This is a genomic window from Stutzerimonas stutzeri RCH2, from assembly GCF_000327065.1.
Lineage (GTDB): Bacteria > Pseudomonadota > Gammaproteobacteria > Pseudomonadales > Pseudomonadaceae > Stutzerimonas > Stutzerimonas stutzeri_AE.
In genome coordinates this window covers 3,193,967-3,207,963 of sequence record NC_019936.1, presented here as the reverse complement: position 1 = coordinate 3,207,963, position 13,997 = coordinate 3,193,967, and the positions used below count along the sequence as shown (strand labels likewise).

General features: G+C 66.9%; 14 protein-coding genes and 1 riboswitch. Of the genes, 13 read left to right on the top strand and 1 reads right to left on the bottom strand.

The window, feature by feature from the left end:
• The first annotated feature begins 5 nt into the window (after positions 1–5).
• Entirely contained in the window at positions 6–1,259 is a 1,254-nt protein-coding gene (nhaD, locus tag PSEST_RS14695) for a sodium:proton antiporter NhaD (RefSeq protein ID WP_015277762.1), read from the top strand.
• A gap of 24 nt (positions 1,260–1,283) precedes the next feature.
• Here nhaD and PSEST_RS14690 read toward each other — a convergent pair whose 3' ends face one another.
• Positions 1,284–2,087, bottom strand: coding sequence for a metallophosphoesterase family protein (locus PSEST_RS14690; protein ID WP_015277761.1), 804 nt, complete (start codon positions 2,085–2,087; stop codon positions 1,284–1,286).
• Between the two features lie 145 nt (positions 2,088–2,232).
• A riboswitch (cobalamin riboswitch) is annotated at positions 2,233–2,449 on the top strand.
• A 117-nt stretch (positions 2,450–2,566) separates the two neighbouring features.
• Between PSEST_RS14690 and btuB the strand changes: the two genes are divergently transcribed.
• The 12 genes from btuB (at position 2,567) to cobC (ending at position 13,991) form a co-directional block, all read left to right on the top strand.
• Positions 2,567–4,420 (top strand): TonB-dependent vitamin B12 receptor, encoded by a 1,854-nt coding sequence (btuB, locus tag PSEST_RS14685; protein WP_015277760.1) that lies wholly within the window; start codon positions 2,567–2,569, stop codon positions 4,418–4,420.
• 46 nt (positions 4,421–4,466) lie between these two features.
• A complete protein-coding gene (locus PSEST_RS14680; protein WP_015277759.1) occupies positions 4,467–5,036 on the top strand; it encodes a hypothetical protein in 570 nt (189 codons plus the stop codon).
• Positions 5,033–5,644: a cob(I)yrinic acid a,c-diamide adenosyltransferase gene (cobO, locus tag PSEST_RS14675; protein ID WP_015277758.1), complete on the top strand. Its 612-nt coding sequence runs from the start codon at positions 5,033–5,035 to the stop codon at positions 5,642–5,644. The genes PSEST_RS14680 and cobO overlap by 4 nt, the downstream gene beginning before the upstream one ends.
• Positions 5,645–5,768: 124 nt before the next feature.
• The gene (locus PSEST_RS14670; RefSeq protein ID WP_015277757.1) at positions 5,769–7,061 is read left to right on the top strand and encodes a cobyrinate a,c-diamide synthase; all 1,293 of its coding nucleotides are present in this window, start codon (positions 5,769–5,771) and stop codon (positions 7,059–7,061) included.
• Positions 7,058–7,705, top strand: coding sequence for a 5,6-dimethylbenzimidazole synthase (bluB, locus tag PSEST_RS14665; protein WP_015277756.1), 648 nt, complete (start codon positions 7,058–7,060; stop codon positions 7,703–7,705). Before PSEST_RS14670 ends, bluB begins: the two co-directional genes overlap by 4 nt.
• Complete coding sequence (locus PSEST_RS14660; RefSeq protein WP_015277755.1) at positions 7,702–8,502, top strand: cobalamin-binding protein; 801 nt, start codon at positions 7,702–7,704, stop codon at positions 8,500–8,502. The genes bluB and PSEST_RS14660 overlap by 4 nt, the downstream gene beginning before the upstream one ends.
• Complete coding sequence (gene cbiB, locus PSEST_RS14655) at positions 8,499–9,410, top strand: adenosylcobinamide-phosphate synthase CbiB (RefSeq protein WP_015277754.1); 912 nt, start codon at positions 8,499–8,501, stop codon at positions 9,408–9,410. The genes PSEST_RS14660 and cbiB overlap by 4 nt, the downstream gene beginning before the upstream one ends.
• Complete coding sequence (gene cobD / locus PSEST_RS14650) at positions 9,403–10,392, top strand: threonine-phosphate decarboxylase CobD (RefSeq protein WP_015277753.1); 990 nt, start codon at positions 9,403–9,405, stop codon at positions 10,390–10,392. The genes cbiB and cobD overlap by 8 nt, the downstream gene beginning before the upstream one ends.
• Entirely contained in the window at positions 10,389–11,846 is a 1,458-nt protein-coding gene (locus PSEST_RS14645) for a cobyric acid synthase (protein ID WP_015277752.1), read from the top strand. Before cobD ends, PSEST_RS14645 begins: the two co-directional genes overlap by 4 nt.
• A 2-nt stretch (positions 11,847–11,848) precedes the next feature.
• Positions 11,849–12,367, top strand: a complete 519-nt coding sequence (cobU, locus tag PSEST_RS14640; RefSeq protein ID WP_015277751.1) for a bifunctional adenosylcobinamide kinase/adenosylcobinamide-phosphate guanylyltransferase — start codon at positions 11,849–11,851, stop codon at positions 12,365–12,367.
• The gene (cobT, locus tag PSEST_RS14635) at positions 12,367–13,416 is read left to right on the top strand and encodes a nicotinate-nucleotide--dimethylbenzimidazole phosphoribosyltransferase (protein ID WP_015277750.1); all 1,050 of its coding nucleotides are present in this window, start codon (positions 12,367–12,369) and stop codon (positions 13,414–13,416) included. Before cobU ends, cobT begins: the two co-directional genes overlap by 1 nt.
• Complete coding sequence (gene cobC / locus PSEST_RS14630) at positions 13,413–13,991, top strand: alpha-ribazole phosphatase family protein (RefSeq protein WP_015277749.1); 579 nt, start codon at positions 13,413–13,415, stop codon at positions 13,989–13,991. The genes cobT and cobC overlap by 4 nt, the downstream gene beginning before the upstream one ends.
• Positions 13,992–13,997: the final 6 nt, after the last annotated feature.

The following is a 13,997-nucleotide window of genomic DNA, read 5'->3' as shown; positions in this document are numbered from 1 at the left end:
GAGATATGCCTGAATTGCTGACGTACGTGCTGATTGCACTGGCGGTCGCGGCGCTGCTTGGCGTCGTGCTCGAAGAAATTACCCACGTGAACAAGGCCAAGGTGACGCTGTTCTTCGGCACCCTGGCCTGGCTGCTCTTGTTCATCTTCACACCGGTGGGCGAGGCGCGCGAAACCGTGCTGGAAAGCCTCAACGAGAACATCGCCGAGATCGCCGGCTTGTGGATCTTCCTGGTGGCGGCCATGACCTTCGTTGCCTACCTGAACAAGAAGGGCATGATCGAGAACCTGATCTATCTGGTGTTGCCCAAGCGGATCAGCGAGCGGGCCTTGCTGTTTCTCACAGCGACCTTCTGCTTCGTGTTCTCGTCGCTCGCCGACAACATCACCGCGACGCTGGTCTCCATCACGTTGATCCTGTCGCTGCAGCTGGATCGGGCGAAAACCATCAAGTTCGCCACGCTGGTGGTGTTTGCCGTTAACTCCGGCGGCGTCGCGCTGATTACCGGCGACGTCACCACGCTGATGATCTTCCTCGCTGGCAAGGTGGCGATCCTCCAGCTGCTGGCACTGGCCGTGCCGGCATTCGTCGCGGTGATGGTGCTGGCCGCCATGCTGTCGATCGGCATGAAGGGCGAGGTGGTGGTACAGGGCCAGCGCAACGATGTGCGCGGTGTCGACGTGGCGATTGCACTGATCTTCCTGTGCACCATCCTCAGCACCATTGTCGGCAACTTCCTGTTCCAGATCCCGCCGGTGCTGACCTTCCTCGCCGGCCTCTCGGTGATGTTCCTGGTTGCGCGCTTCTTCAGTGACGACAACGACTCCGATCCGATTCTCGAATACGTGCGCCAGGTGGAGTTCGAGACGCTGTTCTTCTTCCTCGGCATCCTCCTGCTGGTCGGCATGCTCAAGGAGATTCGCGTGCTGGACGGGCTGGTGCACATCTATGACCAGGTGCCGGCAGTGATGGCCAACTACCTGATGGGCGTAATGTCGGCGGCCATCGACAACGTGCCGCTGACCGCAGCGCTGCTGAAATCCGGGCTGGAAATGGGTGTCGCCGAATGGATGGTGCTGACCTATGCGGTCGGTGTCGGCGGCTCGCTGCTGGTGATTGGTTCGGCGTCGGGCATCGTCGCCATGAGCAAGGTGCCGGGGCTGACCTTCGGCAGCTACCTGCGCTACATGCTCTACCTGTTCATCGCCTTCAACATCGGCTTCGCCGGTGTCTATCTGGTCGGCCTGTCGGTGGGCTGACCGCGGTTTGCGTGCGAGCGCGGGTCACCAGCTCAGGTTGAAGTGCGAACCCAGCACGAAGCGACCGTCGAGCAGGTCCCAGCGCTCGACGCAGACCTTCTTCTGTTCGCCGGGATGCAGCTTCAGCCGGTTGAAGGAGTTTGGCGAGGTGCCACGCAGGCGGGTCGAGAGCGTGGTGCCGGCCTGCACCATCCAGATCTCCCGCGCGAGGCCGCTGTACTGCTTGGACAACGGCAGCACGTATGGCAGGTGGATGTGCCCGCCCATGACCAGGTCCAGCCCGTGCTCGGCCCAGCGCTGCAGCGCGGGTTCGGCGCCGTGCTGCAGGTTGCTCAGATCGCTCGGCACCATCGCGCCGAATGGCTGGTGGGCCACCACGATGCGAATCTTGTGCGGGTTGCCATCGGCCAGCCGCTGCGCCACCCGCTCCACTTGTCGCCCCGTCACCACGCCGTCCTTGTGCCGGCGCGGATGGGTGGTATTGAGCCCGATCACCAGCATGTCGTCGTTCTCGAATACCGGCTCCAGCTCATCGCCGAAGTGTCGCCGGTAGTTGCCGTACGGCGTGAACAGGCGGGCGAAGAGGTTGTACAGCGGGATGTCGTGATTGCCCGGAATCACCAGCGTCTCGCCGACGCCATCGGCCTGCACGCGGCGCACGAAGGCGGCGGCACTGGCGAACTGCCCGCGACGGGCACGCTGGGTGATGTCGCCGGAGAACACCAGCAGGTCGGCCTGGTGTTCGCGTACATGGTCCTCCAGGGCCTGGACCACGGAAGGTTGTTCGGTACCGAAATGGGTGTCGGAAATCTGCACGATGCTGGTCATGGGCGTCGGATATGGGTCCTGGCTGATTGCTGGCATTGTTGCATTCGAAGCCTTTTGCCGTCCGCCGTTCCGAGCGCCGAGATGCAAGCGGAAATTGCAGGGCGCTGCGACAACCCCGCGGTTGCGCCAAGCCCGGCCTTGGACTAACCTCCGCGTCGCCTCAGGTGCCCCCTCTTCAGCGAGGGGGTGAAACAGGGAAGCCGGTCCATTCTCACGAAGATTCCGGCGCTGCCCCCGCAACGGTAGGCGAGTCGAGAAACCCTAATAGCCACTGTGCTCAACGCATGGGAAGGCGCGGTTTCGGGACGCCGCAAGGCGTACGCTCGCAAGCCCGGAGACCGGCCTGTCGCATTTCACTGACAGTGCGGCGGGCGCTGGGCGGGTGCATATCCCTCGCGGTATTCACTTCCTTTTGCGGTTCCTCCGTCTGTCTTCGTCGACTTTCAGTCGTGCGGGTGGGCACGACGGAGACCTGTACCTTGACTTGCAAGCCCCGTTTCAAGCCAGCGGCCTATGTGCTGCTCGGCAGTTTTCCCCTTTCCATTGGCCAGCTGGCCGCAGCCCCGCTGGATCTCCAGCAACAGGTGGTGACCGCCACCCGCACCGCGCAGACGGCTCAGCAGAGCCTGGCCGCGGTGACCGTGATAGACCGCGAGCGGATCGAACGCAGCCAGGCGAGTTCGCTGCCCGAGCTGCTCAAGCAGGTGCCTGGCGTTTCGCTGGCCAACAACGGCGGGCCCGGCAAGTCCACCTCGCTGTTCATGCGCGGCACCGAATCCGATCATGTGCTGGTGATGATCGATGGCATCAAGATCGGCTCGGTCTCGGGCGGCGGCGCGGCCCTGCAGGATCTGCCGCTGGAGCTGATCGAGCGCATCGAGGTGGTCCGCGGTCCACGCTCCAGTCTGTACGGCTCGGAGGCCATCGGCGGGGTGATCCAGATCTTCACCCGCAAGGGCCAGGGGCAGGGCGTCAAGCCGTTCTTCTCGGCCGGCTACGGCACCCATGACACCTACACGGGCAGCGCCGGCGTTTCCGGTGGTGACGGTCGTGGCTGGTACAGCCTGGGCGTCAGTGGCTCGGACACCGACGGCATCAACGTCAAGTCGGCGGACACCAGCGGCTACGAACGTGATGCCGATGGCTATCGCAACCTGTCCGCGACGCTGAGCGCCGGCTACCGCTTCGACAACGGCCTGGAGCTGGACGCCAACCTGCTGCAGGCCAAATCCCATAACGACTACGACAGCGTAAACCGCGCCCGCACGTCCGGTTTCGGCGCCAATGCCGATGGTGAGTCGAGGGTCTTCGGCACCCGTGCGCGCTTCAGTCCGCTGGAACCCTGGCTGGTGACGCTGCAGGCCGGGCGCAGCGAAGACAAATCCGATGCCTATCAGGACGGGCAGTTCTATTCACGCTTCGACAGCCGTCGCGACACGCTCAGCTGGCAGAACGATATCGAGCTGGCCGCGGGGCATACGCTGATTCTGGGTGCCGACCACCAGCGCGACGAGGTCAACGGCACCACGGTGTATGCCGAGGATTCCCGGGACAACGACGGCTATTTCGCGCAGTACCTGGGCGAGGTCGGTCGCCATGACTGGCAGCTGTCGCTGCGACGTGATGATAACGAGCAGTTCGGCCAGCACGACACCGGCAATATCGGCTACGGCTATGCGCTGACCGACTGGTTGCGCGGCACCATCAGCTATGGCACGGCATTCAAGGCGCCGACCTTCAACGAGCTGTATTTCCCCGACTACGGCAATCCCGAGCTGGACGCGGAAACCTCCGAGAGCCTCGAAGTCGGCCTTGCCGGGCAGCATGGCTGGGGCCACTGGGCGGTGAATGCCTATCGCACCGTGGTCGATGACCTCATCGCCTATGACGCCAGCATTTCCGCGCCGGCCAACGTGCAGGAAGCGCGTATCCGCGGGGTCGAGCTGGTGCTCGGCAGCCAATTGCTCGGTTGGGACTGGAACGCCAACTACAGCCTGCTGGAGCCGGAGAACCGCTCCGCCGGCGCCAACCGCGGCAACGAGCTGGCGCGCCGGGCCAAGCAGCTGTTCAACCTTGACCTCGACCGCCGGCTCGGTGCCTTCAGCGTTGGCGCCAGCCTGCACGCCGAGGGGCAGCGTTACGACGACCTGGCCAACACCCGCGAGCTGTCCGGCTACGCCACCCTCGACCTGCGTGGCGAATACCGCATCACCCCGGAGTGGCGTCTGCAGGCGCGCGTCGCCAACCTGCTGGACGCCGACTACGAAACCGCCGAGGGCTACAACCAGCCCGGCCAGGCCGCTTACCTGACCGTGCGCTACCAGGCGCTGTAAGACCGCGGCGCGGGCATGTCGCCCGCGCCCACCAGAGGAGATTGCAATGATCAAGCTTGCCCCGAGATACCAGCTGCTGGTCGGCCTCGCGCTTGCCGCGCTGCTGGCCATGACCCGCGGACAGCACTTCGCCAGCGTGAACCTGCCCAGCGCGTCCTGGGCGGTGTTCTTCCTCGCCGGCGTGCTGGTGCGGCCGAAGTGGGTGTTTCCGGCACTGTTTCTCGAGGCTTCGCTGCTGGATTTCGCCGCCATCCAGTGGGCCGGTGTCAGCGACTGGTGCATGTCGCCGGCGTACTGGATGCTCGTGCCGGCATACGGTTCGCTGTGGCTGGGCGGTCGACTCTATGCACGTCTGCATCGTGACCATTTCAGTAGCCTGGCGACCCTGGCGCTGTGCGTGATGGCGAGCGCCTTCGTTTGCTACCTGTTCTCCGGCGGCGGCTTCCTCTATTTCTCCGGGCGCTATCCCGAGCCGACGCTGGCGCTGCTGGCCGAGCGCATCGCTACTTACTACCCGCGCTACCTGTCGACCCTCGCGCTGTATGTCGGCGTCGCCGCGCTGCTGTTCGTCGGCCTGCGCGCCTGGGCCGGGCAGCGTGACGAGGCCCGCGCATGAGCGAGTCCAGCGAACGCGACGATCGCCACAAGGCACGCATGCAGCGCAAGAAGGCGCTGATCGACGAGAAGATTGCCGAGGCGCAGGACGAGTACGGCCTGCTGCTGGTGCACACCGGTAATGGCAAGGGCAAGAGCAGTTCGGCTTTCGGCATGGTGGCGCGTGCGCTCGGCCACGGCATCAAGGTCGGCGTGGTGCAATTCATCAAGGGCGCAGCCAGCACCGGCGAGGAGGCATTCTTCCGGCGCTTCCCGGACGAGGTGCGCTACCACGTGATGGGCGAGGGCTTCACCTGGGAAACCCAGGATCGCCAGCGGGACATCGCCAAGGCCCGCGAAGCCTGGGCGGTCGCAGCCGAGCTGCTGGCCGATCCCGAGATCGGCCTGGTGGTGCTCGACGAACTGAACATCGCGCTGAAGTACGGCTACCTGGAGCTGGCGCCGGTGCTCGCCGACATCGAGTCGCGGCCGCTGCTGCAGCACGTGGTGGTCACCGGCCGCGGCGCCCCGCCGGGTCTGGTCGAGGCGGCGGACACCGTCACCGAGATGGCGTTGGTCAAGCATGCGTTCAAGGCGGGTGTTAAGGCGCAGAAAGGCGTCGAATTTTGATGCCAGCGCTCAAGACATTCACGGACCGTTGCATAGGGTGGATGACGTCTGTTTCATCCACCATCGGCGTGGTCGGTGGATGGGTGAAGCGTCATCCACCCTACGATGCTGATGAGAGACCGCGATGACCAGTAGAAACTGCCCGGCGCTGTTGATCGCCGCACCTGCTTCCGGCCAGGGCAAGACCACCGTCACTGCCGCTCTGGCGCGGCTGCATGCGCGGCAGGGTAAGCGCGTGCGGGTGTTCAAATGCGGGCCGGACTTCCTCGACCCGATGATCCTCGCCCGTGCCAGCGGCAAGCCGGTCTATCAGCTCGATCTGTGGATGGTCGGCGAAGAGGAGTCGCGGCGCCTGCTCTGGGAAGCGGCGGGCGAGGCCGACCTGATCCTGATCGAAGGGGTGATGGGCCTGTTCGATGGTTCGCCCTCGGCGGCCGATCTGGCACGGCGCTTCGGTGTACCGGTGCTGGCGGTGATCGACGGCTCGGCCATGGCGCAGACCTTCGGCGCCATGGCGCATGGGCTGAGCAGCTTCCAGCCGAACCTGCCGTTCGATGGCGTGCTGGCCAATCGGGTCGGCAGCGCCCGGCACGGCGAGATTCTGCGCGACAGCCTGCCGCAGGCGATCCGCTGGTACGGCGCCCTGCCGCGCAGCGCCGAGGTGGAGCTGCCAAGCCGACACCTGGGCCTGGTGCAGGCCGAGGAACTGGCTGATCTGGACGCCCGTCTGGATGCGGCGGCCAATGCCCTGGCGCTCAGTGCGGACACCGAGTTGCCTGCCCCGGTCAGCTTCGCCGCGCCGGCCAGTGCGCCGCTCGAACCGCTGCTCGCGGGTGTGCGCATCGGCGTTGCACGCGATGCCGCCTTTGCCTTTCTCTACCAGGCCAATCTCGACCTGCTGCAGGCGTTGGGTGCCGAGCTGCTGTTCTTCTCGCCGCTGCGCTTCGCCCGCTTGCCGGCCGTGGACAGCCTGTACCTGCCGGGCGGTTATCCCGAATTGCATCTGCGCGCACTGTCGCGCAACGGGCCGATGGTCGAGGCGATTCGCGCGCACCATGCGGCTGGCAAACCGATCCTCGCCGAGTGCGGCGGCATGCTCTACCTGCTCGACGGATTGACCGACCGCGGCGACGAGCGCGCGCAGATGCTCGGCCTGCTGCCCGGCGAGGCGCGCATGCAGAAGCGTCTGACTGCGCTGGCGTTGCAGGAAGTTGAGCTGCCGGAAGGGCGTCTGCGCGGCCACACGTTCCATCATTCCGCGCTGGAGTCGCCACTCGAGCCGCTGGCTCGCGGCGAGTGTCCGAACTACAAGCGCACAGCCGAAGCGGTTTATCGAGATGGCCGGCTGACGGCCTCCTATATCCACTTCTACCTGCCGTCCGATCCGGTGGCGGCCTCGGCGCTGCTCAAGCCATGAGCGCGCATGCCTTCAGCCAGCAGGAGCGCGCGGCGGTCTATCGCGCCATCGGTGAGCGCCGCGACATGCGCCATTTCGCCGGCGGCGAGGTGGCGCCGGAGTTGCTGTCGCGGCTGCTGCTGGCCGCGCATCAGGCGCCCAGCGTCGGCCTGATGCAGCCGTGGCGCTTGATCCGCATTACCCGCGCCGAGTTGCGCACGGCCATCGCCGATCTGGTCGGTGAGGAGCGCCAGCGCACGGCCGAGGCGCTCGGCGAACGTTCCGCCGAGTTCATGCGGCTCAAAGTCGAGGGCATCGAGGATTGTGCCGAGCTGCTGGTTGCCGCGTTGATGGATGGCCGCGAGCAACATATCTTCGGCCGCCGCACGCTGCCGGAGATGGACCTCGCCTCGCTGGCCTGCGCGATCCAGAACCTCTGGCTCACGGCGCGGGCGGAAGGTCTGGGCATGGGCTGGGTGTCACTGTTCGATCCCGCCGCGCTGGCTGCCTTGCTCGGCATGCCGGATGGTGCCAAGCCGGTGGCGATCCTTTGCCTCGGGCCGGTTCATGAGTTCTACCCGGCACCGATGCTGGCACTGGAAGGCTGGACCACGCCACGACCGCTGCACGAACTGGTTTTTGAGAATGCCTGGGAGGCGAAATGAGCAAGGGGCCGCAGCGCATCGTCTGCCTGTCCACCGAGACCTGCGAAACGCTGTACCTGCTGGGCGAGCAGGCGCGCATCGTCGGCATCTCCGGCTTCACCGTGCGCCCGCCGCAGGCGCGTAAGGAGAAGCCCAAGGTCAGCGGTTTCACCAGCGTCAAGCATGAGCAGATTCTCGCCTTGGAACCGGACCTGGTGCTCGGCTACAGCGACCTGCAGGGCGACATGCTCGCCGAGCTGGCGCGCGAAGGGCTGGAAGTGCACCTGTTCAATCAGCGCGATATCGCCGGCATCCTGCGCATGATCGAGACCCTGGGTGCGCTGGTGCACGCCGGCGAGCGCGCGCGGGCGTTGGCCACTGAACTGCAGGCGGGGCTGGACGTCATTCGCGCCAGCGCCGCCGCCTTGCCGCGCCGGCCGCGGGTGTATTTCGAGGAATGGAACGAGCCGCTGATCTCCGGCATCGCCTGGGTCAGCGAGCTGATCGAACTGGCCGGTGGCGAGGACTGCTTCGCCGAGCTGGCCCCATGCAAGCGCGCCAAGGACCGGGTCATCGAGGACCCGCAGGAAGTGGTGCGCCGCGCGCCGGAGCTGATCGTCGGCTCCTGGTGCGGGCGCCGCTTCCGGCCGGAGCAGGTTGCCGCCCGGCCGGGCTGGCAGGCGATTCCGGCGGTGCGCACGGGCCAGCTGCACGAGATCAAGTCGCCGGACATCCTCAACCCCGGCCCGGCGGTGCTGACCGATGGCGTACGCCAGCTGCATGCGCTGATCAGTGCCTGCGCGCAGAGGGCCGAGTGAGTCTTTTCCTCAGCGTTAGCGCGGCGCTGCTGCTGGATGCGTTGCTTGGCGAGCCGAAGCGGGCGCATCCACTCGTGGCGTTCGGTCGCCTGGCCGATCGCCTGGAACAGCATTTCAACGGGGCTGCGGCGCGCGGCTGGCGCAGCCACGGGGTGACCGCCTGGTGCCTGGCGGTGCTACCACTGACCTTGCTGGCCTGGCTGCTAAGCCTGTTACCGAGTGTCGGCTGGCTGGTGGAGATCGTGCTGCTCTATCTGGCCCTGGGTTTGCGCAGCCTGGGCGAGCATGCACTGCCGGTGGCGCAGGCGCTGTGGCGAAACGACCTGTCAGAGGCGCGACGCCGCGTAGGTTGGATCGTCAGCCGGGACACCACGCAACTGGACGAGGAGGGCGTGGCCCGCGCGGCCACCGAGTCGGTGCTGGAGAACGGCAGCGACGCGGTGTTCGCCGCGCTGTTCTGGTTTATCGTCGCTGGTGCGCCGGGTGTGGTGCTGTACCGCCTGAGCAATACGCTGGATGCCATGTGGGGCTATCGCAACGCGCGCTTCGAGCGCTTCGGCTGGGCTGCGGCGCGCATCGACGACCTGCTCAACTACCTGCCGGCGCGGCTGGTTGCGCTGACCTATGCATTGCTTGGGCGAACCCGGCGCGCGCTGCGCTGCTGGCGCACCCAGGCGCCGCTGTGGGACAGCCCCAACGCCGGCCCGGTGATGGCGTCCGGGGCTGGAGCGTTGGGTGTGGTGTTGGGCGGCTCCGCCATTTATCACGGTGAAGTGCATGCGCGGCCCGAGCTGGGGCGGGGCAAGGCTCCGCAGGCGCGGCATATCGAGCATGCGCTGGATCTGGTCTGGGCGGGCGTCGGCGTCTGGCTGCTGGCGCTGCTGTTCGGTGGCTGGCTCTATGCTTGAGCACGGTGGACGTCTACGCGCAGCCGCGCAGCGCTATGGCATTCCGCTTTCGGATTGGCTCGACCTTTCCACTGGTATCGCCCCTTATCATCCGCCGTTGCCGAGCATTTCCAGCGGCGCCTGGACACGCCTGCCGGAGCCCGACGATGGCCTGGAAGCGGCGGCCCGACAGTGCTATGGCGCGCGTGCGCTGTTGCCAGTGGCTGGTTCGCAGAGTGCGATTCAGGCCTTGCCGCGCCTGCGCGGTTCGGCACGAGTCGGCATCATCTCTCCCTGTTATGCCGAGCACGCCGAGGCCTGGCGCCGCGCCGGTCATCGCGTGGTCGAGCTCTGCGAGGCCAGCGTACCGCGTGCCCTGGACCAGCTCGACGTGCTGGTGGTGGTCAACCCGAACAACCCCACCGGTCAGCTGGTCGCACCGCAACGGCTGCTCGAATGGCGCAGCGACCTGGCAGCCTACGGCGGCTGGCTGGTGGTGGACGAGGCGTTCATGGACTGCACGCCCGAGCACAGCCTGGCTGCGCACAGCCACCTGCCGGGGCTGATCGTGTTGCGCTCGTTTGGCAAGTTCTTCGGCCTGGCCGGCGCGCGACTGGGCTTCGTCCTGGCTCATGCCGGCCTGCTGCGGTCCCTCGCCAGGCTGCTCGGGCCCTGGACGGTGAATGGCCCGACACGGCAGCTCGCTGCCGAGCTGCTGGCTGATCAGTCCGCTCAACAGCGTCAGCGCGAATGCCTGCACTGCGACGGCCAGCGTCTGGTTGATCTGCTGCGGCGCCACGAGCTGGCGCCGCTCGGTGGCTGCGCACTGTTCCAGTGGTGGGTGAGCGCCGACGCCGCGCTCTTGCATGACTTTCTCGCCCGTCGCGGCATTCTCACCCGGCTTTTCGCTCAGCCTTCCAGCCTGCGCTTCGGCCTGCCGACCGATGTCGGCTGGGCGCGCCTGGATCAGGCGCTGCAATCCTTCAGGGAGCAACATCCATGACCACGCTGATGGTGCAGGGCACCACCTCGGATGCCGGCAAGAGCACGCTGGTGACTGCGCTGTGCCGCTGGCTGGCACGCCAGGGTGTCTCGGTGGTGCCGTTCAAACCGCAGAACATGGCACTCAACAGCGCAGTGACCGCCGATGGCGGCGAAATCGGCAGGGCTCAGGCGGTGCAGGCGCAGGCGGCGAATCTCGCGCCGCACACCGACATGAACCCGGTGCTGTTGAAGCCCAACAGCGACATCGGTGCTCAGGTGATCATCCACGGCCGCGCGGTGACCAGCATGGATGCCGCCGCCTACCACGACTACAAGCGTGTGGCGATGCAGGCGGTGCTCGACTCGCATCGGCGGCTGTCCGCGGGGTATCGCGTGGTGATGGTCGAGGGCGCCGGCTCGCCCGCCGAGATCAACCTGCGCGCCGGCGACATCGCCAACATGGGCTTCGCCGAGGCGGTGGAGTGCCCGGTGATCCTGATCGCCGATATCGACAAGGGTGGTGTGTTCGCCCATCTGGTCGGCACCCTGGCGTTGCTCTCGGAAAGCGAGCAGGCGCGGGTGCAGGGCTTCGTCATCAACCGTTTCCGTGGCGATATCGCGCTGTTGCAGCCCGGCCTCGACTGGCTGGAGCAACGCACCGGCAAGCCGGTACTGGGCGTGCTGCCGTACCTGATGGATTTCCATCTGGAGGCGGAGGATGCCATCGACGTGCGCCAGTCCGGCAAGACCGGCGAGGCGCTGAAGGTGGTGGTGCCAGTATTGCCGCGCATCAGCAATCACACCGATTTCGATCCGCTGCGCCTGCACCCGCAGGTAGACCTGCAATTCGTCGGTCCCGGCCATCCGATTCCCGCCGCCGATCTGATCATCCTGCCCGGCTCGAAAAGCGTGCGCGCCGACCTCACCTGGCTGCGTGCCAATGGTTGGGAGACGGCCATCCGCAAGCACCTGCGCTATGGCGGCAAGCTGCTGGGCATCTGCGGTGGCTTGCAGATGCTCGGCACGCGCATTGCCGATCCTCTCGGGCTGGAAGGCGCGGCGGGCGAAAGCGCAGGGCTCGGCCTGCTGGATATCGCCACCGTGCTCGAGGCTGAAAAACAGCTGCGCAACGTCACCGGCCGGTTGCTGCCGGGCGGCGCCTGCGTTACCGGCTACGAAATCCATGCCGGCGTCAGCAGTGGCCCGGCCCTCGAGCAGCCAGCGGTGCGACTGGACGACGGGCGCTGCGATGGCGCCATCAGTGCCGATGGACAGATTCTCGGCACCTATCTGCACGGCCTGTTCGAAGGGCCCGAGGCCTGTGCGGCGCTGCTGCGCTGGGCCGGGCTCGACGCGGTGCATACCGTCGACTACCACGCGCTGCGCGAACGCGACATTGAGCGCCTGGCCGATCTGGTCGAGATGCATCTGGATACACCGCGATTACGCGCGCTTTGCGGGCTTGGAGGCTGAGCATGCGGGAACTGATTCTTGGCGGCGCCCGCTCGGGCAAGAGTCGTTTTGCCGAGCGGCAAGCCCTGGAGAGCGGCCTCGCCGTTACCTATATCGCCACCAGCCAGGCGCTGGATGGCGAGATGGCCGAGCGCATCGCCCATCACCGTGAGCGGCGCCCGGCGCACTGGGCGATGGTTGAGGAGCCGCTGCAGCTGGCCCGGGTGCTGCGCGAGCAGGCCGGCGCAGAGCGCTGCCTGCTAGTCGATTGCCTGACCCTCTGGCTGACCAATCTGCTGATGCTCGACGATCCGCCGCGCCTTGCCGAAGAGCGCGATGCCTTGCTCGAATGCCTGGTCGAGTTGCCGGGCCGCATTCTGCTGGTCAGCAACGAGACCGGCCTCGGCGTGGTGCCGCTGGGTGAGCTGACCCGGCGTTATGTGGACGAAGCCGGCTGGCTGCACCAGGCCGTGGCGGAACGGGCGCAGCGGGTGACCTTCATGGTCGCCGGGCTGCCGATGATTCTCAAAGGAGCGACATGATGGACGAATGGTGGAATGGAGCATGCCAGCCACTGGATGCGGTGATGCGCGAGCGCGCACTGGCCCGGCAGGACCAGCTGACCAAGCCGCAGGGCGCGCTCGGGCGGCTGGAGCAGCTGGCGGTCGAGCTGGCAGCCCTGCAGGGCTGCGAACGACCGCAGGCGGAGCGCGTACATATCAGCGTGTTCGCCGGCGATCACGGGGTGATGGAGGAGGGCGTTTCGGCCTTCCCGCAGGCGGTGACCGGGCAGATGCTGCGCAACTTCGTCGCTGGCGGCGCGGCACTCAGCGTGCTGGCACGCCGGCTGGCTGCGCCGCTGGAAGTGATCGATCTGGGCACGGTCGAGCCGTTGCAGCTGGACGGCGTCAGCCATCTGCGGCTCGGTCCGGGTACGGCCAACTTCATGCGGCAGCCGGCGATGAGCGAGCAGCAGTTGTGGCAGGCGCTGGCGGCTGGGCGGGAAGCTGCGCAGCGCGCGGCAGCCGGCGGGGCGCAGCTATTCATCGGCGGCGAGATGGGTATCGGCAACACCAGCAGTGCCGCCGCGCTGGCGGCCGTGCTGCTGCCGCGTTCACCGCTAACCTTGGTCGGGCCGGGGACAGGATTGGATGTACCCGGCGTTCGACACAAGGAACAGGTCATCCAGAGCGCCGTGCGGTTGCATGCCGCGCACTGCGGCGCGCCACTGGAAGCCCTGCGCCGACTTGGCGGCTTCGAAGTGGCGGCGTTGACCGGAGCCTATCTGGGCTGTGCGCAGCTCGGTGTCCCGGTGCTGGTCGATGGCTTCATCTGCAGCGCCGCCGCGCTGTGCGCGGTTCGCCTGAATCCGGCGTCCCGGCCCTGGCTGCTGTTCGCCCATCGCTCCGCCGAGCCCGGCCACCTGGCGTTGCTGGAGGCGCTCGAGGCGACGCCGCTGCTCGACCTCGGCCTGCGCCTCGGCGAGGGCAGCGGTGCGGCGCTGGCGGTGCCGCTGCTGCAGCAGGCCTGCGCGTTGCACAACGAGATGGCCACCTTCGCCGAGGCGGCGGTTTCGGGTCAGTCGGCGTGACGACCCGCATCGACCTGCTGCGCCACGGCGAGACCGAGCAGGGCGGCGGCTTTCGCGGCAGCCTCGACGATGCGCTGACTGAGCGTGGTTGGCAGCAAATGCATGATGCCGTAGGCCATGCTGGGCCTTGGGACGTGCTGGTCAGCTCGCCGTTGCAGCGCTGTGCCGCGTTCGCTCACGAGCTCGCCGCGCAGCACGACGTGCCGCTGCGGCTGGAGCCAGATCTGCGCGAGCTGCATTTCGGCGACTGGGAAGGCCGTAGCGCCGCAGAGTTGATGCAGGACAGCGCTGAGGCGCTCGGCCTGTTCTGGGCCGATCCCTATGGATTTACGCCGCCTGGTGGTGAGCCGCTGGTGCAGTTCGAGGCGAGGGTTCTGTCTGCCATGACCCGGCTGCAGCAACGCTTCGCCGGGCAGCGCGTGCTGATCGTCGGGCATGCCGGCGTGATGCGCCTGCTGCTGGCGCGCGCGCGCGGCTTGCCACGGGAGCAGCTGCTGGAGGTGGTAGTCGCCCACGGTGAGCTGCTTCCGCTCAGCCCTTTTCCGGCGGGCGAACTCACCGCCGTTGGCGAATAGGGACGT